The 25899-nt window shown below is 38.1% G+C and carries 30 protein-coding genes; 28 read left to right on the top strand and 2 right to left on the bottom strand.

Annotation, left to right across the window (positions count from 1 at the left end; all coding sequences use genetic code 11):
- The first annotated feature begins 8 nt into the window (after nt 1-8).
- The 28 genes from H7A25_22175 to H7A25_22040 all read left to right on the top strand — a co-directional run bounded on the left by H7A25_22175 (nt 9) and on the right by H7A25_22040 (nt 24356).
- Nucleotides 9-419 carry a hypothetical protein gene (locus H7A25_22175; GenBank protein MCP5502622.1) on the top strand — a complete coding sequence of 137 codons (411 nt, stop codon included), beginning with the start codon at nt 9-11 and terminating at the stop codon, nt 417-419.
- 214 nt (nt 420-633) lie between these two features.
- Nucleotides 634-876: a hypothetical protein gene (locus H7A25_22170; protein MCP5502621.1), complete on the top strand. Its 243-nt coding sequence runs from the start codon at nt 634-636 to the stop codon at nt 874-876.
- A complete protein-coding gene (locus H7A25_22165) occupies nt 869-1648 on the top strand; it encodes a phage tail tape measure protein (protein ID MCP5502620.1) in 780 nt (259 codons plus the stop codon). The genes H7A25_22170 and H7A25_22165 overlap by 8 nt, the downstream gene beginning before the upstream one ends.
- A 33-nt stretch (nt 1649-1681) precedes the next feature.
- Nucleotides 1682-3703, top strand: coding sequence for a phage tail tape measure protein (locus tag H7A25_22160; protein ID MCP5502619.1), 2022 nt, complete (start codon nt 1682-1684; stop codon nt 3701-3703).
- Nucleotides 3704-3722: 19 nt separating this feature from the next.
- On the top strand, nt 3723-4247 hold the full coding sequence (locus H7A25_22155; GenBank protein MCP5502618.1) for a hypothetical protein: 525 nt from the start codon (nt 3723-3725) through the stop codon (nt 4245-4247).
- Nucleotides 4247-4642, top strand: coding sequence for a LysM peptidoglycan-binding domain-containing protein (locus H7A25_22150; GenBank protein ID MCP5502617.1), 396 nt, complete (start codon nt 4247-4249; stop codon nt 4640-4642). The genes H7A25_22155 and H7A25_22150 overlap by 1 nt, the downstream gene beginning before the upstream one ends.
- On the top strand, nt 4575-5609 hold the full coding sequence (locus H7A25_22145) for a late control protein (protein ID MCP5502616.1): 1035 nt from the start codon (nt 4575-4577) through the stop codon (nt 5607-5609). The genes H7A25_22150 and H7A25_22145 overlap by 68 nt, the downstream gene beginning before the upstream one ends.
- Nucleotides 5609-6169 (top strand): hypothetical protein, encoded by a 561-nt coding sequence (locus H7A25_22140; protein ID MCP5502615.1) that lies wholly within the window; start codon nt 5609-5611, stop codon nt 6167-6169. Before H7A25_22145 ends, H7A25_22140 begins: the two co-directional genes overlap by 1 nt.
- A 123-nt stretch (nt 6170-6292) precedes the next feature.
- On the top strand, nt 6293-6646 hold the full coding sequence (locus H7A25_22135) for a hypothetical protein (protein ID MCP5502614.1): 354 nt from the start codon (nt 6293-6295) through the stop codon (nt 6644-6646).
- Entirely contained in the window at nt 6643-7098 is a 456-nt protein-coding gene (locus H7A25_22130) for a hypothetical protein (protein MCP5502613.1), read from the top strand. The genes H7A25_22135 and H7A25_22130 overlap by 4 nt, the downstream gene beginning before the upstream one ends.
- A 124-nt stretch (nt 7099-7222) precedes the next feature.
- Nucleotides 7223-7795 carry a hypothetical protein gene (locus H7A25_22125; protein ID MCP5502612.1) on the top strand — a complete coding sequence of 191 codons (573 nt, stop codon included), beginning with the start codon at nt 7223-7225 and terminating at the stop codon, nt 7793-7795.
- A gap of 362 nt (nt 7796-8157) precedes the next feature.
- Nucleotides 8158-8565 (top strand): DUF4376 domain-containing protein, encoded by a 408-nt coding sequence (locus tag H7A25_22120; GenBank protein ID MCP5502611.1) that lies wholly within the window; start codon nt 8158-8160, stop codon nt 8563-8565.
- Nucleotides 8562-9692, top strand: a complete 1131-nt coding sequence (locus H7A25_22115) for a baseplate J/gp47 family protein (protein ID MCP5502610.1) — start codon at nt 8562-8564, stop codon at nt 9690-9692. The genes H7A25_22120 and H7A25_22115 overlap by 4 nt, the downstream gene beginning before the upstream one ends.
- A 5-nt stretch (nt 9693-9697) precedes the next feature.
- Entirely contained in the window at nt 9698-10315 is a 618-nt protein-coding gene (locus tag H7A25_22110) for a hypothetical protein (protein ID MCP5502609.1), read from the top strand.
- A 9-nt stretch (nt 10316-10324) separates the two neighbouring features.
- Nucleotides 10325-11428: a hypothetical protein gene (locus H7A25_22105; protein MCP5502608.1), complete on the top strand. Its 1104-nt coding sequence runs from the start codon at nt 10325-10327 to the stop codon at nt 11426-11428.
- 331 nt (nt 11429-11759) lie between these two features.
- Nucleotides 11760-12383 (top strand): membrane-binding protein, encoded by a 624-nt coding sequence (locus tag H7A25_22100; GenBank protein ID MCP5502607.1) that lies wholly within the window; start codon nt 11760-11762, stop codon nt 12381-12383.
- A gap of 157 nt (nt 12384-12540) precedes the next feature.
- The gene (locus H7A25_22095; protein MCP5502606.1) at nt 12541-12888 is read left to right on the top strand and encodes a hypothetical protein; all 348 of its coding nucleotides are present in this window, start codon (nt 12541-12543) and stop codon (nt 12886-12888) included.
- Between the two features lie 3 nt (nt 12889-12891).
- On the top strand, nt 12892-13524 hold the full coding sequence (locus H7A25_22090) for a hypothetical protein (protein MCP5502605.1): 633 nt from the start codon (nt 12892-12894) through the stop codon (nt 13522-13524).
- A 220-nt stretch (nt 13525-13744) separates the two neighbouring features.
- Nucleotides 13745-13942: a hypothetical protein gene (locus tag H7A25_22085; protein ID MCP5502604.1), complete on the top strand. Its 198-nt coding sequence runs from the start codon at nt 13745-13747 to the stop codon at nt 13940-13942.
- A 39-nt stretch (nt 13943-13981) separates the two neighbouring features.
- A complete protein-coding gene (locus H7A25_22080) occupies nt 13982-14281 on the top strand; it encodes a hypothetical protein (GenBank protein MCP5502603.1) in 300 nt (99 codons plus the stop codon).
- Between the two features lie 327 nt (nt 14282-14608).
- Nucleotides 14609-15679: a hypothetical protein gene (locus H7A25_22075; GenBank protein ID MCP5502602.1), complete on the top strand. Its 1071-nt coding sequence runs from the start codon at nt 14609-14611 to the stop codon at nt 15677-15679.
- Between the two features lie 82 nt (nt 15680-15761).
- On the top strand, nt 15762-16949 hold the full coding sequence (locus H7A25_22070; protein MCP5502601.1) for a hypothetical protein: 1188 nt from the start codon (nt 15762-15764) through the stop codon (nt 16947-16949).
- 92 nt (nt 16950-17041) lie between these two features.
- Entirely contained in the window at nt 17042-18235 is a 1194-nt protein-coding gene (locus tag H7A25_22065) for an RtcB family protein (GenBank protein ID MCP5502600.1), read from the top strand.
- Between the two features lie 51 nt (nt 18236-18286).
- On the top strand, nt 18287-21754 hold the full coding sequence (locus tag H7A25_22060) for an efflux RND transporter permease subunit (protein ID MCP5502599.1): 3468 nt from the start codon (nt 18287-18289) through the stop codon (nt 21752-21754).
- Complete coding sequence (locus tag H7A25_22055) at nt 21747-22439, top strand: hypothetical protein (protein MCP5502598.1); 693 nt, start codon at nt 21747-21749, stop codon at nt 22437-22439. The genes H7A25_22060 and H7A25_22055 overlap by 8 nt, the downstream gene beginning before the upstream one ends.
- A 73-nt stretch (nt 22440-22512) precedes the next feature.
- Nucleotides 22513-23376, top strand: a complete 864-nt coding sequence (locus tag H7A25_22050) for a cyclic nucleotide-binding domain-containing protein (GenBank protein ID MCP5502597.1) — start codon at nt 22513-22515, stop codon at nt 23374-23376.
- 108 nt (nt 23377-23484) lie between these two features.
- Nucleotides 23485-23943 carry a MotA/TolQ/ExbB proton channel family protein gene (locus tag H7A25_22045; protein MCP5502596.1) on the top strand — a complete coding sequence of 153 codons (459 nt, stop codon included), beginning with the start codon at nt 23485-23487 and terminating at the stop codon, nt 23941-23943.
- Nucleotides 23940-24356, top strand: coding sequence for a biopolymer transporter ExbD (locus H7A25_22040; protein MCP5502595.1), 417 nt, complete (start codon nt 23940-23942; stop codon nt 24354-24356). Before H7A25_22045 ends, H7A25_22040 begins: the two co-directional genes overlap by 4 nt.
- A 71-nt stretch (nt 24357-24427) precedes the next feature.
- Here H7A25_22040 and H7A25_22035 read toward each other — a convergent pair whose 3' ends face one another.
- Both H7A25_22035 and H7A25_22030 read right to left on the bottom strand, forming a co-directional pair.
- The gene (locus H7A25_22035) at nt 24428-24766 is read right to left on the bottom strand and encodes a nucleotide pyrophosphohydrolase (protein ID MCP5502594.1); all 339 of its coding nucleotides are present in this window, start codon (nt 24764-24766) and stop codon (nt 24428-24430) included.
- Entirely contained in the window at nt 24763-25899 is a 1137-nt protein-coding gene (locus H7A25_22030; GenBank protein MCP5502593.1) for a DUF1574 family protein, read from the bottom strand. Before H7A25_22030 ends, H7A25_22035 begins: the two co-directional genes overlap by 4 nt.

Below are 25899 nucleotides of genomic sequence, written 5' to 3'. Positions count from 1 at the left end.
GAGTGTATATGGAGAATCCTTTAAATCAAATATCAGAAATTAATAATGCCAAAGAACAATTGCCTGCTGTGTATGAACCGGTTACTGAAGAGTTTTTAGAAAAGTATAAAGCACCTCTGGACACTCTCAGAGGAAATTTTAAAAGTAGAGGTGGTATTCATCTGGCTACTGTAGATGATTATCACATTATTTTTAAAGTTCCTTCACAGAGAGCCTATTCGATGATTCGTAAACGTGCAGAGAAGCTTGAACCGTTTGAAGCTGATATGCTTCTTTTGGGTGAAAATCTTTTATATCCTCGAATTGAAGTAGTTCAGGCCTGGATTGAATCCGGAGCTTTTGGATTGGTTTCTGTTTTTGCACTTGAGATAGTGAAAGCAACGAAAGCAACTCAAGAGGCAACTGTAAAAAAGATTTAGCGAAATGGCGAGATAATCTAAAAAATGGCTATGGGGCGGTTGAGCTACTTTCGCAATATTATAACCTTCCCAAATTCAAAAAAAATCCTTCAGGCTACGCAAAACGTGTAGCCGAGTTGGAATACCTGGATAAATATGAAGTGAACCGGATGGCAAGAGCCATTGTCCTTGCCTTTAATGGAGAATAAAGCGTCTAATGAATAAAGGAGTTTTTATGAGTCTTGATAAGCCTTACCGGAAAAAACTCAAACGGCAATTTGATGGATTTGGTTTAGCTTTTGTTCTTTTTGTCCTCATGTGCCTTCCTATTTTTGGAAGCATTGTCCTTTGCACAAAGGACATGCGTGAAGGTATTCCGAATAAGTATGAATATTTTTTAATCTCTATTCTCGTTCACTTCTCTTCTATCTGGTTTATTGTAATCGTAATTTCTATCTTGAAGGCTTGCGGTGTCTGATTCATTTAAGTTAGGAGCAATTATTTCCCTTGCTGATTACGCATCCTCTGTAATCGACAATGTGGGTAAAAAATTTGATGCTTTAAAAAGTAAACTGGGTGAAACGCATTCTGCCATTCAGAAATATGAATCAGGTATGAAGGGGATTAAAATAGGTGGTGCAATTATTGCAGGGGGTTTAGCAATCAAGTCAAGCCTGTCCGGTTCTGTAGATGAGGCCCGCAAGTTCGAAAAAGAGCTGGCACTGTTAGGAGCCACTGCTAATGCAAGCAAGCTGGATATGGATAAATTTTCACAGGCTGCTATTGAGACAGGTCTGAATACAGCATTTTCACCTCAGGAGGCTGCATCTGGATTAACAGCCCTTGCCAGTGCTGGCGTGGAGGGTGCGGATAATATCCGAACTGCTTTACTACCAGCAGCGGCCTCATCTGCTGGAAAGCTTTCTATAGATCAGGCTGCAGCTGATATGGCAGCTACCATGATGAGCTTTAAAAATCAGGGAGTTTCTGCAAGGCAAACCGTTGATACCTTTGTAAATATGGCGAATGTCGCAAGCTTTTCTATTCAGGATTTAGGATCTGCGTGGCGTGGTGTGAACCTGGCTGCCAGTTCTACCAATCAGAGTTTATCTACTACTGGAGCAGTTATGGCAGCTTTAAAGAATGCCGGTTCGACTGCCATTGAATCCGGAGAAGGTATACGAATGGCATTAACTGCACTCACAGACTGTGTGGAAAGTAATTTAAGCAATAAATTCTATTTAATATAATGCAGTTATAGACCAAATGAAATAAATTGATAAGTGAAAAAAGCCCTTTTCACACAGCCTGTCAGCGCACCATCAACGGCTGCACGGAAGGAATTAAAAAAACTGGGCGTAGATACTTACGATGAAACCTCCGGTAAATTTAAGGATTTAATTACCATTTTTGGCGAATTAGAGGTTGCCACAAAAAAAATGAGTAAAGAATCAGAAAGAAATGCAACCTTGCAAAAAATACTTGGAGTTGGTGGTATTAAGGCTTATCAGGCCGCTGTCGGTCAGGGCATTGAAAAAGTCAGGGAGTTTAAAGCCATTTTAGATACTACAGGAACCTCGTCATCCTTTGCTAAACGTCAATTAGATACCTATGAAGGTTCGGTAAAAATTTTAGAAGGAAGTTGGCAGACCTTTAAGGTTTTGATTGGAAATACATTAATTCCTGTTTTATCCAAACTTGCCGGTGCTCTGAGTTATGCAATATCAGGGACTGCCAGATTTTTACAGCAAAATCAGGGAGTAGCAAAAGCTATTGGCTGGGGAGCATCATTAGTTGCCAGCATATTTGTTGTGGGTGGAGCGACCTGGGCCTTAATCGGTGCTTATAAGGTTATGAGCGTATTGATAACTCGTAATATTATTTTAGGAGGATTATATAAAAGTTATTTAGGTATGGTTTCTGTTATGAAAGGATTACTTACGGGAAGGATTTGGGCAAATACGATAGCAACCGGAGCACAAACATTGGCAACACAAGCTGGAATTTTAGCCAAACGAGCCTCTATTACAGCAACTTTTACAGAAGCATCAGCAACCAATGCGTCTGGTTTGGCTAAAGTTTATTATACAACAAAAGCCTGGTTGATGGTTGCAGCCAGTTCAGCCCTTACCGTTGCACAATGGGCTTTGAATTCTGCACTTTTGGCGAGTCCGATTACATGGATTATTTTAGGAGTTGTGGCCTTAGGAGCCGCCATTTACGGAATTGTAAAATATTGGGATTCCCTTGTTGCTGCTATGAAAACAGCCTGGGGATGGATGAAAAAAATATTTGGTATGGAGGATTCCGAATCAGATAAATTACAAAGTGCTATTGATAAATTTGATTCTAAATTAAAAGTTCTGGATGAAAAGAAAAGTAAATATTTGCAGATGGGCTTTAAAGCAGACTCTAAAGAAATTAAAGCTATAGACTCTGAAATAAAAACTACCACGGGACAAAAAGAAAAAACTTCGCAGGTGCTTTCTGGTGTGCAAAACTATGATTCAAAGTTAAAAGAATTAGAAAATCAGAAAAAACTCATTCAGTCTGCTATGGATAGTGCAGGAAAGGAAGGAAAAGCTGGAGAAGTTGAAGCATTAAAAAAACGTTTAGCCGAAACCAGTAATTCTATTTATGCACTCAATAAAAATGAATTTATCCGTGAAGCTCAAATTTCAAGTATTAAAGAAGGTGTGAAGGAAATCAAAAATACTACAGACTCGGTAAAAAGTCTTAACAAAGTAGTTTCAGAAGTTGACTTTACAAAACTTAATCCTGAACAAATGGTATCAAAAAATAATGCTGTAATGAAAAAAATGCAGGAGCAGGCGTTTTATTCAGGTAAGGGATTTGTCAATCAGATGAATACGGGAATTGAACATCAAACTGCAATTAATGGAGGTAATGGAGCTCTGAAACTGGCGGGAGCAATGGATAAACCGATTCCACATTCTGATGCAAAGGAGGGACCGCTATCCAGACTAACAGAATCTGGAAGGGCATTTGTTACTACATTTGAGAAGGGAATCGAAAATGCTCTTGGTCAATCTACAATTATGAATGAATTTGGTCAAAAGTTTAATCCAATGAAACCTATAGAACGAGATAGTTCTATAAACAGTAATATTATATCTGAAGGAATCACCAATAATAATTCAAATAGCGCAAAAACAATTTCTTTAAATATAGGTAGCCTGATTCAAAATGCTGAGTTTCGTGGAGACAAAAGCGGAATGGAACAAATAGCAGAAATTCTTTTACGATTAATTAATGCAGATGTGGAGAAATACGAATATGCCTGATGGACTTAAAAAAGCAGGAATGTTGGCCTCCAGTTTGGTTTCAACTCCAGATATTTTTTCAGGAGGGAAATTCTTAGGTTTTACTGCTAGTGACCTGAATCCTTTGCAAATAGAAGATTATCAATGTCCGAGAGGAACAAAAGTTTCATTATACCAGGATAAAATATTATCATCAACCAAAGTCACAGGTAGAAATGGAACTATTAAGGAACTCGCTGGTTTTGATGACTGGCATATTACTATAGAATTTTTATTTATTCCGTTCTTTACCAGCATTCCTTCGATTTCCTTTGATTCAGGAATTCAGTTAAATAGTCTGGATAAATTCACAACTGATGAGTTGAAAGATATTCTTGCTATATGGAAAAGTAATTGGAAAAAAAAGCCATCTTTAAAAGTGAACAATCAATTATTTTCTGAATTAGGGATTGAAAATATAGTATTAACAAAATTTGAACTTCCAACACGTGATAGAGATCATGAATTGCCAGTAAGATTAGAAGCTCTGTCCGATAGCATTATTGATCTGGGAGAACCTGATTAATGTCTACAGTATATGTTGTTAAAAATGAAGATACCTTACAAAGGATAGCCGCCAAAGTTTATGGTGACTGGACTCTTTGGAAGCTCATTTCTGATTTTAATAAAGTAAGTAAAATTTATTCAGGAATGTTATTATCAATACCTGAACCCATGATTAATGATAAGATTCATATAATACAGGTGTATGATTCGTATGAATCCTTATCCAGGCTGTATTATAATACTGAACATTTTAGTTCTTATATAGCTTTTTATAATGATTACATTTTACTTAGTGAGCATGTTGATGAAGAAATTACTATTCCATATCTATTGAATAAAAAGGTGTATGACTGTCAAAAAATGGATTCGAGAAACGATAATGTTTGTTATGATTCAAAAACTTTATATAGGTAATTTAATTTTTAATTCTGTAAGTGATGTTACCGTTTCCAGTTCTCTATATGAGCCAGTAGACACAATGACCATTAAATTACCTCTGGATAGAAGCTTTGATAGAGATAAAATAAAAGTGGGTGATAGTGTAGAATGGGAAGCAGGTTACGAAAAATATGGTTTATTTCATGAGTTTAAAGGGGAGATCACAGAAATAAGTCCAAAAACAAGTGATTCAAAGCCTCTGGAAATAATCTGTAAAGATATGATGTATAAAGCACAGAAAGTAATTTTTAAAAAGAATACATATAGAAAAACACTTGAAAATGTTCTTGGAAGTGTAGCTTCTTCCATCGGCATTCCATCTGAAAAAGTAAAAATTATTCCTGATTCCATAAAAAATAAACGAGTAAGCATCTATAGCTCAAATAAATCTATTCGCTGGTTATTAACGAGCTTAAAGCGATATGGATACTTCGCTTTTTTTCGTAGTGGAAAGTTATATTGTGTATCGATTACTGAACTTTCTGAATTTCCGGAGCCATCTGTTTTTAAAATAGGATTTAATGTTATAGAGGACAAACTCATTAATCGTTATAAAACCGATATTCAGGTTATTGTAAAAAGCTATAATGAAAAGTCTGGAAAAATATATGAAGCAAAATACCCTACAAAATCAAAAGGAGAATCAAAAGAATATGTGATTGATGGACTCACAAACTCGGAAGCAAGAAAAAGGGCAAAAGATTTATATATAGAGATTGCAGGCGATGGAATGAGAGGCTCATTTATTACCTTTGGTTATCCTAATGTTTCACACAGCGAAATAATTCAAATTATGGATCCATTCAATCAAGATAGGAATAAAGAAATTTTTATAGGAAAGGTTGTAAAAACTTTTAATGCGGAACGTGCTCAGTTTAGACAGGAAATTTTTCCTGATATTATTAATTTTAAAAAAGATGTAAAAAAGAAAAAGAGAAGATAATGGATTTCGTTGAATCTATAGTTAGAGCCTGGATGGCTGGTTATACAATTTTTTACTCAACTATTGCCCGTGTAAAATCTTCTAAAAAAGAGAAATCAAGCGTTTCGCTGATTAGTGAAAACACTGAGTATAAAAACATACGACATTTCTTTCCTGGTGAGCCGGCTAACGATGCAAAATGCCTTTTAATTTTTCCTGATAATTCTCCCGAACGCGCCGTGGCTCTGTCATTCGATAAATTCAAGTCCATAAAAACACCCATAGGAACCCTAACCGATATATCGATTTCTGATGATGGTATTGAGTTTTCTTTTAATAGCACTGCTAAAATAAAATTGAATCCTACCAGTGTTTTATTGGAACTTGGTTCTAACAAAGTCGAGCTTACCAGCTCAAAAATAAAACTCACGGGTGACGTAGAGATAGATGGAAAACTGAATGTAAAACAAAATATAGAGTCCGACGAAGATGTGAAAGCCGGGTCTATCAGCCTGAAAACCCATACCCATCCCTATACAGATACTCCCGTCGGACCATCTATAACCCAAGCTCCCCAGTAGTAAAGACGCTTTGCAAAGCGTCTCAACAGGCGTCTCAACAGGCGTCTCAACAGGCGTCTCAATAGAATATAAACCAGTCTATAAAATAAAAACGAAAAACGGGAATCATCGGCAGGGACTACCTTGCTGGTTTTGGCAGTATATGGTATTACTTATGTAATGTCTGACTTTGCAACGAAAGACTTTGATTTGATGATTGATGAAGCGAGTGGAGATTTTCTTTTAGAAGAGGATACTCGAATTGTCCTTGAAAACCGGTTAATTGAAGCCTTTGACATGCCTCCCGGAGATGATATTGATTTCCCTTCTGTATTCTCACGACAGAGAGAGAATCTGAACTCAGATAATGAGTCTGATGTTCTGAAACGAATCAGGGATGCTGAAAGGATTTTGAAAGAACAAAGTGAAATAGATCCGGATTCAATTCAAGTCTCGCTTATAGGTTCACAAATCGTTACTGATTGGGATTTGCTATGATTATCCGAGATTTTATTCAAAAATATGAATTGCCTCCTGCGGAAGCCGAAGGGCTTTTATATGCAGCCCAGTTCTATGCCAGAACCACATTTGATGAAAAGCTTCTCATCCTGATTTATATCAAAACCTTCGGGGTTTTCCCTGGGGGAATTGATGAGGAAACTTTGGCCAATGATGTTTCTGATTTAATCAAAGAATTCATAGATGATTCGGTTGTTAGCGAAACAAAAACATGGTCGAGTAAAAAAATTAAAGAAAGCCTAAAACCCCTGAGTATAGAATTTCAGGAAGCTTCTTCCGAATGGCAGGTTGTCCATAATCTTGGCTATGAACCGGGTGTGAATATTATCATTAACTCTGAGGTCGTTCTTGCAGATGTAAAGCACTTGAGCGAAAACTCTTTACAGGTTGTCTTTGCCCATCCTCAAACCGGCAAGTTAATTTTATTCTAAAATAAGGAGAATCTTATAGATGAAAGTTTTAAGCACGCTTGATTTACAACAAAACAGGGTAATTAATGTCGGTGCCGCGGTAGATGGCAGTGACCTCATCACGAAAGACCAGCTAACCGCTGCTATGGAGGGCATTAAGCAGAAAGCCCAGGCTAAAACCGTAGCCACTGCAAACATTACCCTCTCTGGTGAGCAAACCATTGGCACAACTGCCGTAGTTGCCGGGGATAGAGTTCTCGTAGTAGGCCAAACCAACGCAGCCGAAAACGGTATTTACGTTGCTTCTGCCACTGCATGGACTCGCTCTGCTGATGCAAATACCTGGGACGAACTCGTTTCAGCCGGTATCTGGGTTCAGGATGCAAGGGCCTTCTACAGAGCAAACATTTCAGCAGGTGGCACACTCGGAACTACAGCCATCAGTTTTGTTCTGGTAATTGCACATAATGAGTTAGCTGCAAATATCCCCAGATATGAAAAATTTACAATTACCGGTAATGGTGTGTCTAAAACATTTGCTATCCCAACTACCTTCAGTGATACGCTGGCAAACGGATTTATTGTAAATGTTTTAGACAACAACACACCAGTTGTAGTTGATTCCAGCACTGACGAAAATTCTATAATCACTGTGAGTTTTGAAACAGCCCCTGCAAACGGAAAAACCTATACCGTTGTTATTTGTAGTTTAGAATAACCTGTGAATTTCCTGTCCAGAGTATTTGACCTGACTGGCGGGTTTGTAAATCCGCTCGTATTTTCACCGTCCATCCCCCCGGCCCCCGGGGGCGTGGTAGTGCACAAGTCGGTCTATACTGTGGACACCACTGCCGGGCCGGTTGTTTTGACCTGTCCGGCTTCCCCACATGAGGGGTTTGAGTTTATCGTTGTGGATGTAGCTGGAAATTTCAAAATTACGAATTGCACAATTAATTTTAACGGCAATTTGTTCAGAGGTGATGCGACTCTAATTTTGAACGTTGGATGGACATTTGTCTGGATGCAGTTTTTGTCTGGCCAGTGGCTGATAAAGAGCTTATACACGGGAGCCACTAAAAAATGAAATTATCAGATTTAGAATATAATACACCCCTTGAGGCGAAATTAGCCGAACTGGAAACCCTGTTTGAACAAAAAACAGAGGCGGGAGTTTCATTCTATGTTTTATCTGTTGATGCCGAGGTAGTTTTTCAGGCAAACGAAAAAAGCATAACCCGGATTTCCGCTGCTATTACCCAGCTTGGTGTATTATCCGAAATCGGATTGAATGTCACCGAATACAATTGGACTGCGAGAGATAATATTACCTATACTCTAACGATTACCGAGCTAAAACAACTCGGCATAAAAATAGGTGAGCATTTTACTGAGTGCCACAGAATCAAATGCGCAGTGAGAGATTTTTTACACAATTCTGTGCATCCGGATATTGTAGATTTAGAAGGTGAATGGGAGATGCAATCATGAATTTTTATACCTCTAAATCAAATATAGAATTAGAAATTGAGAGAAACGTAAAAGATGCCAAGGTTTTTTTGGGTCATAATTTTAATAGTCCTCTCAGCAAGGTAAAAACGTTTATACGAGCTCTGGCCAATGGCATTTACCTGTTTATTGACCTGCCTCTTGCCAGCCTGATTAAAGCGATTCATCCGCATACTTCCGAAGAAGCCGAATTACATGAATGGCTCAAGAGATTCGGGCTTGTCTGGAAATCGGCTACGCGGTCGATTCATAAAATTCGTGTGGGAAGCACAGAGAAAATTTATTATACTACAGAAATTCCCGTAGGAACTATTTTTTCTACAGCCGATGAAAAGATTCAATTTCAATCTACAAAAACCGCTTATCTTTTACCAACTACAGAAATAGATTCCCGCGGTTTCTATACTGTGGAGGTTGAGGTAGAGTGCTTACTTGAGGGAACCGTTGGAAATGTTGCACAGGATGGCATCACGGAAATTTTAGATTATCTGGATGAAATCGATGTGGTATATAACCCGGATTCAGAACCGGTTTCGCTCGGAAGTGATAGGGAAACCATAGCCAGTGTAAGACAAAGAATTTATAATATCGAAGCGGGAACGCAGGTTGTATTTACTCCTGACTGGTATATAACGGAAGCCATGAGCTTTGCGTTTGTGGAAAAGGTTGTATTCAAATCCTCTAAAGCGATTGGTTTACCCGGTTATTTAAAGCTTATGGTGAAAGGCAGCGGAGGTAATTTATCCTCTTCTCAAATAAGCCAATTGGAAGAACACTTTGAAAGTGAGGAAAAAAATCCGGGAGGCGTGGCAAGAGTTCTCGTTGAAAACATAGGAACCCTCGAAGTAAATAAAGTTTACAGGGTATATTTTGCCAGTGCTGAAAATATACCAACACAGACCGCATTGGATACACTGGTTGATACCTATTTCCAAAATTTATCCGATGGCGAAGCTTTTATTGAGAATGTTCTAAAAGTGCAATTTTTGAACCTGCCGGATTCCGTTCTATGTGAGGTAGAACCCTCCGGAGATGTATTAGTTCCACAGGGAGAAATTGCTGTAAAAGGTGATGCCTTCCAGGTTATCGGCCTTGTTTATTATGGGTGAAGAATATGCAATTATTTGATTTTGATTCTTTAGTATGGTTAAATCAGAGAAAACGCATCCGGGAAACCGGACAAGACGGGATATGGTATAGAGCTTTATCCGCGTTTTTAGAAGTTATCAAAAGCCGAAATGAGAAAATTAGCTGGTTATTATCCAACCTGTTTTTTGATACATCCTCCGGCAGGGGACTGGATTTGTGGGGAGCTCGCTATAGAATTTCTCGCTTAGTAGAGGAATCAGATACAGCCTATAAAGACAGGATTCGATTTACATTATCATACAGACGAAAGCCTGGAACGATTGCCAATGTTCGCTCTATCTGCATTAGTATTCTGGAATGTGGCAGTGAGGAGGTAGAGGTTTTAGAGGTTTATAACAATTATGATAACTGGATTATGGGTTCAACTATTGCCACACGGGACTATGCACATCATGCGTATAGAATATATATTCCAAAGACAACTACGGTTAAACGTGAACTCTTAAAGCGTGCGATTGACACAATTACTATAGGGGGAAATTATCCGGAGGTCTGGGAGGTATCAGAAGAACCGACAGATATTTATGAACCCAGACTGGATGCGGGCCCGTTTGGAGAAAAACAATATTATAGAGTTTATTAGAGGTTTGATATGTTAAAGGGAGTTATTTGGCCGGCTAACGGAAAAAGAGTTTATCAGGAAGATTACCAGTATGAGCAAAATTCGATTTCCGAGGAAATAAGAAATCGAGATACTGAAAATTTCGCTCACGGAATTGTGTATGGAGGGGAAGTTTCCATATTAGACGAGTTTAGTGGTTTTATTCAGATCACTGGAATTCTTGCCTACAATGAATATGGCCAGCGAATTGAGAGTCCGGAAATACAACTGAATGCTCCGGAAAATACAGATACTATTTTAGTTTTACGGCATAAATTCAATGAAGTGGTTGACCCATCGAAAGTAGATTCCAGTGGGTATGCAGTGAAACGACGGGAAAACTCCTATGAACTTTTATTCACAGATAGTTTGTCTACAGGCGATATAGCCATAGCCGGAATCAGCCGATTGGGTAGTAATTGCACTATAACGGATGCCAGAAAATTCAAAAATAGACTGGGAGATTTACAACTCATCCGAAGCCGTATTCAATCGGCAATTCCCAAAGAGGCATTGGATTTAGTAGCTGTTTTGAATCGTATTGATGCCCAACTGGAAGCGGAAGAAACTGCCAGAACCAATGCACAGAATAGCCTGCAAAATGCAATTACCTCCGAAGCACAAACACGTAGCCAGGCCGATACAAACCTGCAAAATGCAATCACCTCCGAAGCACAGACTCGCAGCCAGGCTGATACGAGTTTACAAAATGCCATCACCTCAGAAGCCCAGGCTCGCAGCCAGGCTGATGTGAGTTTGCAAAATGCTATCAACGGGAAGGCTGATTCTGGACATACTCATGCCTTTGAAGCCGGGAAATCAAGTGAGTTATGGAGTTGGGCTGAGGGCCTTCCAGACAACATATACTATCCCCCACAAAATCACCACATTACAGGTGGTATTGTATTCGCAATGGATGTAACTGGATACTATATTGCAAACAATAACGACCACATTTTTAGTAAAGGGTATGTTAATGGGTTATTGCAAGGCGGGAACTTATATGTCAGATTTTTTCCAGATAGGGTTGAAGCTGAATGCACTGTCCTAGGAGGATATTGGTGTAGGTGTTTGATATTTATCTCGCACAATTAGGAGAAGCTTTGATACTTCGCAGGCTTGGTAATAAAGGAAAAATAGCAGGTAATGTAGTAACAAAAAACGCTTTAATTACAATGAAAATTGGGTAAAATTGCAGTTTGGTTAATTCTGTTATGGCCGAAAATTATTGCTGGTTTATACAGGAAGAAAAAAAAGTGAAAGATAGAGAGGAAGAAATCCAAAACCGTAATATCCTCCGTAAGATATTTTTCTTCTGGGAATGGGGAGATTATTTTTAGGTAATGGACTGTTCTCCTGACCGGTGGTTTAAACCATCGGTCAAAGGCAGTGTGAAAATTTATCCGGCTCGGGGAAAATATAAAACATGAAAAAACGTTTCCATAAGATAATTCTTATATTATCCCTTCTGTCGGGAGCCATATTTATCCTTGCGGTAGTATTGCAAAACCCGAAAGGGAACTGCGTGCAGGGTGACTGCAAGAACGGCAGGGGAATTTTAGAATTCACGAAAGGACTTCGCTATACAGGTGAATTCAAAGACGGGCTACAGCACGGATTTGGTACGTTTGCCGATGCTAAGGGCAATCGCTACGAAGGTAGCTGGCACAAAGGAAAAAAGCAGGGCTTCGGCACCTACAGCTACCCCGGCGGGGAAACCTACAGCGGCTTCTTTCATAAAGATAAGAAATGGGGAAAGGGCATCTACACCTGGAATGACCAAACCCGCTACACAGGTATGTGGAAAAACGGAGAACCGGAGGGTGAGGGAATTGTTACCCTGCCCGGAGGCAGGGAAATGAAGGGAATCTATAAAAACGGGACTATCTACGAAGGAGAAGGAATCTACATTTACGATGACGGCAGCAAGTATATCGGGGAATGGAAAGATGGCAAGCGTCACGGGGAGGGAATATTGAAAGATAAGACAGGGAAGTTAATCTTTCAAGGCAAGTGGAGAGAAGGACAGTTTTCAAAGGATAATGGATAAGCCATCAGACCGACCTCAGACCGGTCCTTCAGGGCCGGTCAAATTGGCCGGGATTAGACCGGGAAAGAAAGGAAAATAAAATAAATAAAAAAAGCTGGACATTTTTTTGAAAAGAAGTAAATCTGAAATCATATATTAAGCATTGAAGGAGAATTCTGTGGAACTGTTTAATAGAGATGATTATCTGACGGATAAAGCAAAGGAAGAGGAAATCTATAAAAAAGTTAGGAGAAGGTTTTCTAAAACAAATAAAGAAATGACAGATACTTTAGACAGAAAAGTGAAAGATTCAGAAAACATTAATTATTCCAGTGTTCATTTGGAAGTGTATAAAGGAGTTGGTTTAGGAGAGACATGGAGAGTTGATAAATCACAAAGTCCTGATGATATTAATATAGCTTCTAATGGATTTAAAGAGGTTAAAAATGAATTCCAGGAGTATAAAGATAAATCTGTATTTTCAAAGTCTATAATACATATGATTATTTCAATATTCAAGAAGTGACGAATGGAACTACTTTCAGAAATAGAAGGAAAAATTGTAATTTTCTTGCAGGAATTAAACCGGGACTTAGACATAGATTCCTATTGTGCATCTATCAAGGAGGATGAGATAAATGCTATCAATTCTCCAACAAAACGATTTTATACTTATCATATAAAAATTGCAAAAAATTTTATAAATACGTATCCCTGCATTTATCCAGAAGACATAACAGACAATTTTCATAACAAGTATAAATGCCGATTTGAGCGTTTGCACTCATTGATCAATGGTATGTATCATTTTAAGATAATACATACACTATCATCAATTCAAAATATAATAAATTATTCAAAAAGCAAAAAAATAACAAGGATATTGGTATTTAATTCGATTGACCTTGTATCTGATTACATGGAAATACTTAAAATATTTAAGCTCAATTCATTCTTATCTTACCGGGAAATGAATATATTCCAGTCTACGAATCTTTATTCCAATAATGGATTTATTAGAAATAAAACTATTAATCGTCTTTTTGAAGGAAAAGGAAAAGGAAAGGGGATTGGGAAATATACCTTTGAAGCATTAGAGTTAAGTATAGATATGGAAGTGAATTCTAACCTAAGCTATATAAATAAAATAGCTAAAATATAATAATCCAAAAAGAAGACTTTGCTAAAAAAACTATCCAATATACCTTTATCCTATTAGGACTTTATGTCTTACTGAATATTAGCATCTACTTACTTAACTATAAAGACATACAGGCATTCAAATAAAAGTAAATCTGAATATAAAAAGATTTCTATAATCCTGCGTGGAACCGATGTTCCATTTGTAGAAGCTTTAAAGCTGGCATTTGAAAAAAACAGGTGTGCCTGTTGAGTCTTTTCAGGCAAAAGAATGGGCGAAAGATATTAATGGGAAGACATTTGTTGTAGAGTGGAAAGGTCCTTTTGGGACAGAAGTAAGTATTGATGCTCCCCATAAATATAATGGCCCGGATGTTTTTCACATAGGCTATAAAACAAAAGGGAAAAAGGTAGTAAACAAAGGGGTCATATATTCTTAGATTGTGTTCCTTTTTTTAGAGAAGTAAATGATTAATTCAATGAAGGAAATACTAGTTGATGCATTAAAATCCACCGGTTATCGAATGGAGGATATGACACAGCTTCAATCTATCTTTTTCAGAGAAAAGATTATAAATTCTTACTTTGAAGGAAATAAGCATCGATATTTGTGGGAACATTTTAAAAATATTGATGAAATCTTTTCTGTGCGTGATTCTAAAGCCTGGGCATGGTTGGATGATTTCTTAGAAGGAAAAGAAACTATCATTTTTTTGAAAAATCAGATGATCCGAATATTTATATATTTCCTGAAGAGCAATCTATTGTTAGATTTTTAGAAGAATCATATATTGATGATTTCTACCTAACAAATGAAAAATTAGAATTTTTAATTTGTTTTAACGACCATGATTATCTTATCGCTACCGGAACAGCAGAAACATGGCTTAAGAAGAAAGCTTTAGAACTTTCTAAAACAGGCTGGAGAGATATGGATGGCAAGTCTTATCTACATTTAGAACTCTCTTAAAATAGGATTCTAAACTTCCTCCCGTAGGAAGACAGCCGACCGGCTCTCCAGGGTCGGAAATAGGCCGGGTTGTTGGGCATATATTTTCTCTTGACAGACGGTCTTTTGTGCTTAAGTATAGTCTCCGGAGAGAAAAATGGCCGCTGATGATGAATACATTATAATTCCCAACCCCATCTACGACGTAGTATTTCGCTACCTCATGGAGGACGAGGAAAGTGCGAAAATCATTCTTTCCACTCTCATAAACGAGAAAATCATCAGTATAAAGCCCGAAACCCAGTCGAAGACCGAGAAAAAAGAGGGTTCGGCTATTCCTTTAAAAGACCCGAAAACCAACGATGACATACGACTTTTTCATCTCGACTTTTCTGCGAAAATTGAGCTTCCGAACGGCAAGGAAGAACTTGTTATGATAGAATTGCAGAAAGCGAGTAAGCCCAATGAGATTTTTCGTTTTAAGCGTTACATCAGTAAAAACTTCCAGAAGAAACAAAAGCAGGAAATCGTAGATCCGGGAACCCAGGCGATAAGGGAAATCGAAAGCCCCATTCGTCTTGTTCCTATCTTTATATTGAACTTTCGGATTGAAAACGAAATAAACGATCTCTTAATCCGTACGAAGCATGATAAGGTAGGAGTGTTCAAGAACAAAAATTTGCAGAGGCAGAATGAGTTCATAGATAATCTGATCTATGATATCTGGGTGGTGCAGGTTCCTAATTTGCAGAGTATCAAAGAAGAAGACTATGCAAATGATGAATACAAGAAAAAGCTCTATACCCTGCTCAGGATATTCGATCAGGCATCTCGTGAAGACGAGAACGAACACCGGCTTCGCCTGACCCGAAAATTTTTTCCTGGCCATTTTGACCGTGTTATTCATCGTTTGCAGGCAGCCGCATCTGAGAACCCGGATATGGAAGAAAAGATGTATGCGGAAGATGAATATATCAAAGCTCTAATAGACCGTGACAATTCAATTGCTTTTCTCAGCGGTATATTGGAAGAAAACAAAAAGGTATTGGAAGAAAACAAAAAGGTATTGGAAGAAAATAAAAAGGTATTGGAAGAAAAGGATAAGGCTCTGAAGGAGAAGAATTGTCTGATTCTGGAACTGGCCGGAACCCTTTTGTCTGCCGGCCTACCGATAGCCGAAGTGAGTAAGAAAACAGGTTTACCTCCAGAAGAGCTGGAGAGATTATAAGAGTATTGAAAAGAACTAAATCAGTTTAAGTATTTTTTTTCCGAACCGGTTCTCCAGGGCCGGGTTACTTACTCGTTATTTTATGGATCTATCATTTAACAACATTCAGAAAAAAGCTCTAAGGTTATATGAAACAAAACTTTTCCCGACTTATTTTTCGGGAGAGAACCTGTTTCCGCTTCGGCTTCGTTTTAGTCCGATTACCTCCAAAAAGCGGAAAGAAAATTTCGCTCAGGTTGAGAAGATTCTTCTTGAAATCAGGGAAAATTCCGGGGAAGAAAAGGATTTTGGTTACCGGGTTGAATGGAAGCGTGAAAAATCCAAGTCTTCAGGAATCTGGGAGAGGCCTGTTGGAATTTTTTTCGATACCAAAGAGGATTTGCTTAAACTGATAGAAAAGCAGGATGAATATACGCAGCTTATAAACTTGATCCAAAAAACAGGTTCAAGCTTTCCTGAATTACAATTCTGGCTTGTGCAACATTGGAAAGAGCTGAAGAAGCATTCAATGGATTGGGATGAAATTTTATCTATTTGTTCTTTCGTAAAAGAAAATGTTAGTAATTTAGGAAATAAGAATATTCGAGAAATGCAGATACCTGATATTCACACAAAGTTTATAGAAACAAGAAAAGCTTTGTTTTATAGCTTATTTGATTGTATATTGGAAAAGTATAGACATATAGAAGAAGAGGATTTTTATCTTCGATTTGGTTTTTTAAATCCGCATCCGCTTATTCGTATAAGGAGATTAGAATCTATTATTGCACGAAAATTATTTGGTGAAAGCTTGCAGGATAGATCTTTTTCTATAGAAGAATTGGAAAATTATACTCCTGACTTTTCCAGAGTATTCATTATAGAAAACATTGCCAGTTTCTTAAGTTTTCCTGATTTCCCGGCTTCTATTTGTATTTTTGGAAATGGGTATTTACATGCAAAACGTATTAGGAACCTTACATTTTTACAAAATTTGAAAGTCTATTACTGGGGAGATATAGATAGAGCCGGCTTTTCTATTTTATCTGCTTTTCGTGAAGCTATTCCTTCTATAGAGTCTATTTGTATGGATACAGAAACCTTTCATAGTTTCCCGAATTATTACAGTGAAGATAAGAGCAGGCAAAAAAAAGAGTATATTCCGAAAAACTTAACTACTGAGGAAGTAGAAATCTTGCAGTATTTATCTTACCTCGATAATAGAGATCGCCTGGAGCAAGAATACATCTCTCCTGTTTTCTTAAAAAAGAAGTTAAAAGAGATATTGTAATTACTTAAAAATTGCTTTTTTATCGTAAGTAGAATTGTGATTGACAGGCTTCCATTATGATTTAAAATTCTCTAATAGTATGGGTAAATGTTATGTGTATTTCTGAAGTAAAAGGTGTGAATGTTCCCATTAAACTCTGGACGAGAGCAGAAGAAGTAGAGTCAGAAGCTTTACAGCAGTTAAAAAATATTTCTGCTTTACCCTGGGTTTTTCATCATGTGGCAGTTATGCCCGATGTGCATTACGGAAAAGGTGCAACTGTTGGTTCTGTAATTGCCATGAAAGATGCGATAAGCCCGGCTGCTGTAGGTGTGGATATAGGCTGTGGAATGGCAGCTCTCAAAACCAATTTGAAGGCCTTTGATTTACCTGAGTCCTTATCTCAGCTCAGACAGAGGATTGAAGCGAAGATTCCTCTCGGCCACGAAGCACATGATTCACCGGTTATTGATGAAGTATTTAAAAGAGATTCCAAATATAAGAGAATTGTAAAGTTTTTTCGAGCTTTTAAAGAGCTGGATCCTAAGGTGCAGGAATTACAGGGAAAAGCGATGAAACAAGTCGGAACTCTCGGAAGCGGAAACCATTTTATCGAACTCTGCCTTGATTCAGAAAAGACTGTCTGGTTAATGCTACATTCGGGTTCGAGGAATATTGGTAAGAGTCTCGCGGAAATCCATATAGGCAGGGCAAAAAAGTTAGCTCATAACCAGTCATTACCCGATAAAGACCTTGCTGTTTTTTTAGAGAATACGGAGGAGATGAGAGCCTATAGAAGAGACCTCGAATGGGCACAGGACTATGCTCTTCTAAACCGAAAAGCTATGCTTTTCTTATATAAGAAAATTATGAAAAGCTTATTCCCGCAGATGGAAGTCGAAGAAGAAATACACTGTCATCATAACTATGTCAGTGAAGAAATACATTTTGGTGAAAATTTGCTTGTCACAAGAAAGGGAGCTATAAGTGCCCGTACGGGAGAAATGGGGATCATTCCCGGTTCTATGGGAGCCCGTTCGTTCATTGTAAGGGGACTCGGAAACCCGGATTCTTTTCAGAGTGCTTCTCATGGTGCCGGAAGGAGGATGAGCCGGGGGGAAGCAAAGCGCAGGTTTTCGAGGGCCGATCTGGAAAGAGAAACTCTCGGAGTAGAGTGTCGAAAGGATGGTGGGGTTATCGATGAAATTCCTTCTGCCTACAAAAATATCGATGAAGTAATGAAAAATCAATCAGGACTGGTCGAAATCGTATATGAATTGAAACAGATACTCTGTGTAAAAGGCTAAGTATTTAAAATTTCTTCTTGACGTATATACCCTACAGGGTATGGTATGCCCATGAAACTGAATTGGACCGGCAAACTAACTTCTATTTTTGTCAAAAATGGAAGATTGTCACTTTTACTCGTGGTAACCCTCTTTATCTGGGGAATCTTTTCTTTTATTTTAACACCCAAGCAATATAATCCGAAGATTGTCGCCCCAGCTTTCCAGATCCGGGTAGAGTTTCCGGGTGCATCGAGAATGGAGGTTCTCGAACAGGTGACACGACCCCTGGAGAATATCATTCGTGATATACCTGAAGTAGAAGATATTTTTTCAGTGACGTATGATGGAGGAATAGCGATTGTCAACGTCAATTTCTATGTCGGCGAAAATTTAGAAAATGCTAAAATTACTTTAACTGATAGAATAAACAGCAGGCTAAACTTTACTCCTATTGGAGCGAGACCTCCGCTAATCCGTTCTGTGGATCCGGATGATGTGCCGGTTATGACCCTGGCAGTGCAGTCGGATGTTAAAACAGAGGTTGAGCTTAGAAAGTTTGCCTTTCAACTCAGACAAAAACTAATACAGGTAGAAGGTACCAGCAGCATAGATGTAGTAGGAGGAAGGAAACGAGAGCTATCGGTTCTCATTGATCCTACTAAATTAGCCAGAAGTGGTGTGGGGATAAACGAAATCCAAATGGCTTTGCACAGGCAGAACATTTATGCGCCCTCCGGTATGATTAAAACTAAACAGGCTTATGTTCCTCTTGAAGTGGATGGAATTATAAAAAATGCGAAAGAGTTGGAAAATGTTGTTTTAATCGTAGGAGATGCAGGTCTTATTCGCTTAAAAGATGTGGCTGAGGTCAAGGAAGGAATCAGTGAGGTTGAGGAGTATGTTCGGCACATAGGGAAAAAGGATGGCAACCTGCAACAGAAGAAAAGTGTGGTTCTTATTAGTCTGGCCAAGAAAAAAACCGCGAACATTTCGTCTGTAACTTCCAGTATTATAGAAGCTTTGAAAGCACCGGGAATGATTCCGGAAGGTATTATCGTTGAACCGATTGTGAATGAAGGAAGGGTTGCCAGAACTGAAATCGATGGTTTAATTATTAACCTCATCCAGGCTGTTTTGATTGTTGTGGCCATTCTGCTGGTTTCTCTTGACTTTCGAGCTGCCCTTTTAGTGGGTATTTCTATACCGCTAACCCTGGCCTCTGTTTTTGGTGTGGGTTATCTTGCCGGTCAAAATGTTAACCGTATTACTCTTTTTGCTCTTATTTTGTCTCTCGGTCTTCTGGTTGACTCTGCAACGGTAGTTATTGAAAACATCGTAAGAAAACTTAAATTAGATAAACCTAAAAAAGGACAGCATAAACTCGTATTTAAAATGAATACGGTGATTGACGCGGTAAATGAAGTGGGAATCGGACTTTTTATTTCTACTGTAACTACCGTGCTTGCTTTTCTTCCCATGGCCTATGTGACCGGGATGATGGGGCCCTATATGGGACCGATTCCCTTTTTTGTTCCGACAGCTTTAATTTTAGCCCTGTTTATTGCCTATACGATTAACCCCTGGTTAGCTTTCGTTTTTATAAAGGTAGAAGAGGATACAGAAAAAAAAGATAATATCTTTTCGAAAATTCTAAATAGCCTGAATTCGATAGGGAATAAAATCTTTGATTTTTACAAAGGCATTCTTCATGGAATCATGTCTTCCAAAAAACAAAGAGCTATGTGGCTTATAGTTGTAGGGATTCTTCTTGTATTGAGTATGCTTTTACCGGCTGTTACTCTTGTGAAATTTCGTATGCTACCTAAGGCGGACAGAGAACAATTTTACCTCTACATAGATCTTAAAGCCGGTGCTCCCCTTGAAGAGACCCTAAGAGTTACCAGTGAATTTGAAAAAAAATTACTCGAAGAAAAATTTGTTACTATGGTGCAGAGTTATGTAGGGCGACCTCCAATATTAGATTTTAATGGATTGTTTCGGGGTGTTGAAGGAAGGATGGAAAGTCATCAGGCTACTATCCGCATCGGTCTGACCAAGCCGGAAACCAGGAATGTAGTTTCCGAACAGCTTGTCATGGGGCTTCGAAACAAATTAAATGATCTGGCTAAAACTTTAAATGCAGACGGAAGTATTAAGCTGAAACTCGTCGAAGACCCACCCGGCCCACCGGTTCTTTCTACACTTTTACTCCGTGTAACGGGGTATGATGAAAAATTGTTATTAGATATTGCCAAAGATATCTATCCTTCAGTTAAAAAAATTGAGGAAGTCGTAGATGTGGATATTTCTACTCCGGAAGATAGGACTACAGTATCAGTCGAGATTAACCTGGGAAGAGCTTCTCAAAGCCGTATCAGTGCTGCTGATATTGTAAATGCTCTACGTACTGCTTATAATGGAGATGTTATCGGGGTTTTTCATGAAGATACTAATATTGAGCAGGAATATATTCGACTCCAGATGTCTCGAAAATTCCGAGAAGATAAAAGCACATTAGATAAAATTTATGTTTACAATGATCTCAGACTAAAAGTTCCTTTAAGTGAATTAGTAAGCATAAAAGATGTACCGACTAAGATTCCGCTACGCAGGGAAAATAACCAGACTACGGTGTATGTCTACGGTGATATGGCGAATCGTTCCATTACTTATGCAGCTATTGATTTAATTGCCTTTCTCTGGGATTATAAACTACCCGGAGGAACCGGAAAGATTCTCGAAACTTCTTTGTTCGGAGCCAAATATCTTTCGGATAAAGGGAAAGTGGTAGAAATAACTATCGGAGGAGAGTGGGAACTAACTCTTGAAGTATTTCGGGATCTGGGTATTGCTATGGGTGTGGCTGTATTCCTTGTATACTTTGTTCTGGTAGCACAATTTAGCTCGTTCCGGGAACCGCTTATCATTCTTTCGACTATTCCCTTAAGTTTAATCGGAGTTTTACCGGGCTTCATGTTCCTTTATTATGTAAGCGGAATTTACTTTACTGCGACATCGATGATCGGGGTAATTGCACTGGCAGGTATTGCGGTCAATAACTCTATTATACTATTGGAATATTTGAATTCTTTAAAATCCGAAAAAGTGCCTTTGGAAGATGCCCTGATTGAAGCCGGTGTTACTCGTTTTCGACCTGTAATGCTGACAACTGTTACTACAGTGCTCGGTTCCTTAACGATTGCCAGTGACCCTGTATGGGCAGGACTTGCTTATGCGATAGTTTTCGGTCTTGGAATCTCATCCGTATTAACCCTTATTGTTTTCCCGATTCTTTATTATATGATCAAGGGAAAAGAATGGAGAATGATTTTACATGGAGAAGGGGAATTACCCTTAACGGAACTTGCCGCTCTTGATGAAGAGAAGCGAAATGCTCAAATACCACAGATACAAAAGCAGGAAGTAACGCCGCTAGCACCTGCACCTGATGTAAAAAAGGAAGAATCTTCTTTACCTGTAAACGAATCCAAAAAACATGTTGGAAAGAAAGAACAGAATCCAAAGAAGAATGAATAGAAAAAAAATAGAAAATAGAGCTCTGAGGCTCATGGAAGCCCTCTTAAAAAATGGAATATCGGCCAGCATACAGGAGGAGAGCTTCAGGGAATTTAGTGTAAAGATAGAAGTGGGGGAAGCAGAAAAAGCTTCCCTTTTGCTTTACTACAGCCCTAAAAAAGATTCATTTACTATCCATTATCAAGAGATAAAAAATAAAGAATTGGCTGAGAAAATACGGCAGGTTCTCGAACAAAGTCCTACTCCGGCGGAAAAACAAAAACCTCAGATGAATAACTCTCAAATCATTGATGTATATGTAGATGGTTCTTTCTTTGAAGGGAGAGTTGGTTATGGAGCTGTAGTTTTGAAATCGGGATCTGTGATACATGAAATATGTGGTTCTATGGATAATCCGAAAGTCATTGAATCGCGACAGGTGGGTGGAGAGTTAAAAGCGACTACAGAAGCGATTAAGTGGTGTCTATCACAGGGCATCGAGGAAATAAACCTTTATTACGATTATGAAGGAGTTGCGAAGTGGGCCAGGGGAGAGTGGAAGGCCAATATTCATCTTACCAAGAAATATAAAGAGTTTTTTAAGGATAAAAATATCAAAATTCACTGGCATAAGGTGAAGAGCCACTCCGGAAATAAATGGAATGATAAGGCTGATGCCCTGGCTAAAAAAGGAATCAAATCCTGAGCGTGAAATGATTTTTATCAATTGACAGTTAACAGTCCTGTTGTTTTTTTATGCTTACGGGCTGGAAAAGGCAATGATAGAAAATAGTGAACAGTTAATTCAAAACATTCATACCCGTATTTTTACGGAAGGAGAAGTTATATTTGAAGAGGGAGATCTCTCCGATGAAACCATGTTTTTTTTGGTGAGGGGAGACTTATCTGTTCTGAAAAAGCGTCAGGGAGAACAGGTGGAAATTGCTATCATTCCTTCCGGAAATTTTTTCGGAGAAATCGGAATTATTAACAGTCAACCCAGGGCCGCTACTATAAAGGTGAAAAGTTCTGACGCTAAGGTCATGTTATTTAATAAGGAAACATTATTTTATCTCACCCAGAACCGACCTGATTTTTTATTTAATATCTTTAAAAGTGCTATTGAAAAACTGCAAAGAGCCAATGGAAAATACCACCGTCTTCATAAACAGTTTCCCCATATAAGTATTGATCCATTTAAAGAAGGGGAGATGGCAAGGCAGCTCGAAAAAAAGAAATATGCGATTTTAGATTATATAAATGGAGTTTCTACCAAGGTTTATGTTCAAAAAGAAGTTATCTTCAAAGAAGGACAGATTTCAAATGGAGCTATGTTTTTTATTTTTGAAGGAGATGTAGAAATCATTAAGGAGCGTGGACCGAACGGAGAAGAGAGAATTGCAACTCTTAAACCGGGGGATTTCTTCGGAGAAATGGCTCTTATTGAAGATAAGCCTCGTTCTGCAACTGCCCGTGTGGGGAGTGCAAAAACTGTGCTCGCGCAAATTGATAAACCTATGTTCATTAAAGTTGCCCGATTTTATCCGCATTTCTTGTATTCTTTATTGAAGATAATTTTTGTAAGACTTTCTATCATGGAAGATAGGATCTCTCAAATATTAGAATCTGCTCCTATATTATAAAACATATTCTTTTTTGTTTACTCCGGATTTTTATGTTTTAAAAAATGAAATAACAAAAAAAATGGAAGTATGAACTTTTGGGAATTGCTACAAAAAGGAGGAAGCATCATGTATCCTCTTTTTTTTCTATCTGTTACAAACCTCGCTCTTTTTATTCACTCCTTTGTAGAAATGAATAGGTTGCAGAAGGCGCTTGGCGGTAAAGGCAAGTCTTCTATCTATATAGAAAGCTTACAGGAGTTATCAAAGGAGGAAGCAGAGGATGATATAGAAAAAAAGCTTTTTTTAGTAGAGAAAAAGATTCTCTGGTTAAGTAATCTTGCCTCTCTTTCCACTATGCTCGGTCTCTTAGGAACCGTTCTCGGAATCTATTCGGCCTTTCAGAATATGCATGCGGAAAAAAAAGCTTCCATCGAAATTTTTGCCGGGGGAATTAGCGAAGCTCTCTTAACTACTATTGCCGGTCTTTGTATTGCGATTCCCTCTATGTTGGCCTATCATTTCTTGCGGAACCGTCTTGATAGTCTTGAATTAGGATTCTACCATATTCTAAAGAAGTTCAAATGAAATACTTTGGAAAAAAGAAAAAACTTGCAGATGTAAATTTTCTCGATATGTCGAGCCTGATGGATATTATTTTCATCTTGCTAATATTCGTGATGGTGAGCATTAGCTTTTCCAAAGACTACAAAGTAATTGATATGACTTTACCGGAAACAAAAGAAGGAAATACGCCGGAAACAGAAGAACATAAAAGCCTAACTATTTCTTTAAAAGCGGATGGAAGCATTTATTATGAAAAAGAGAAAATCGGGCTTGAGGATTTAAAACTTAAGATGGCAGGTAAAGAAATGCAAAAAAGGGAAGTGTATCTAAATATAGAAAAAAAAGTATATTATGAAAACTTTATAAATCTAATGGAAGTTCTTAAAAAAGTAAATATTCAAAAGGTGAAATTAGGTTTAGAAGAGAGTTCTTAAATAGTAGGCGAACCACCGATGGTTCGCCTGTGATGGTTCGCTTCTGTTGGTTCTCGTTCATTGAAATCCGGTTAAAAAAGCTTCTCGTTTTGAATGTGTCTATCCTTATCCCGTTTTGTGTTTTTATCCAGAGTTTTTTGTAAACAGGTATTTAGAGAGATTCCCATTTGATTGGCGAGACAGATCAAGACAAAGAGTATATCTCCCATTTCGGTTTCAATATCCGATTCCTTATCTTTTTCTTTAAAGGATTGTTCTCCAAAAGTTCTGGCCATTAGCCTTGCGAACTCACCGGTTTCTTCCATGAGGATAGCAAGGTTGGTTAATTCGGAATAATACCGAACACCATATTTTTTTATCCATTCATCTACAATTGTTTGGGCTTCGTTCAAGCTTAAGTCCTGGTTCATTGCAACTCCTTCAAGATTTTTATGAGCTGTGCAGTAACTTCTGTAAAACAGGCACCGGCGAGGTGGTTGGAATCCAGAAATTCTTTGCATTGAATCTCAGAACGTTTTTCCTCTAAGTTTAGATAGGGAACTTTATACTTTTTGATAAGAGCTAATTTTTCCTTGTTCCATTCCTGATAAGACGGATTCTTTTCTATTAAAGTTGCAAGCTCTTCTGTAACAAAGGTCCGTAAAAGGATAAGGTTTATCTTATGTTCTTTGCAGCTTGTAATAAATTTTTCGAAGAAGAACTTTTGTACCCTGTCTTCTCTGAAATGTGCCATAGAGGTATTGTAATGCTTTTCGGCTTCCTGTTTTAGATAAAGTTTTTTTATCCTGTCCAGATCCAAATTTTCAATATTAGACTTTCCTTCTTTTTTCATTTGTTCTTTATAGAACTGAAGTTGAGTATTCGAGCCTGCTAATTGTTGGGTTCCATGGAAGGAAATTCCTCCATTATTTTTGTCATTCGCATATTCAATCGATTTTTGAAGTAGTTTCATCTGTTCTTTAAGTAAGGGATTTTTCATACGCTTATAAGCATCTTTAAAACGAACGGGGAATTTAAGTGTATGAAATAGGTGGAAGCTGCTAAATTGTTCCAGCTCCCGGATGGGAAATACGGAGAGATACTTATACATAAACTCCCAGTCATAGGAGTATTTCAGAGCATACTGGTTGGCTGAACTCTGGAACGTTTCCGGGAGGTATTCAAAAACAGCGAAATCCACCTTTATCCCGGCAGCAAGGATTTCTTCAAGATAGTAGTATAAGAAAGAAGGGGGGGCAAGAGGAGCAGAAAAATTGTAGGTAACAAGGCCGGGATATTGTTCCGCTATATAATGATTGGAGAATTCTCCGAAGTGAGAGGTTCCGAAAAGAATTAGAAGTTTTTCCTCGGGTTTACGGCTCTTCTGAAACTTTACTAACTTTTCCATCAAATCGTGTTTGGCTTCATAAAAAGAAAACTCGATACGGGTTTCTGTATAGTGCCTGACCGAATCAGTGCCCGCTACTTTCTCTACTAAAAAAACAAGTAAAGCAAAAAGTAGCGGTATGAATAAGAATTTATATCGAAAGAAAGTGAGGTTCAT

This window comes from Leptospiraceae bacterium (assembly GCA_024233835.1).
Classification (GTDB): domain Bacteria; phylum Spirochaetota; class Leptospiria; order Leptospirales; family Leptospiraceae; genus JACKPC01.
The sequence above is the reverse complement of the archived record's forward strand: the minus strand, read 5'-3'. Positions and strand labels throughout refer to the sequence as shown.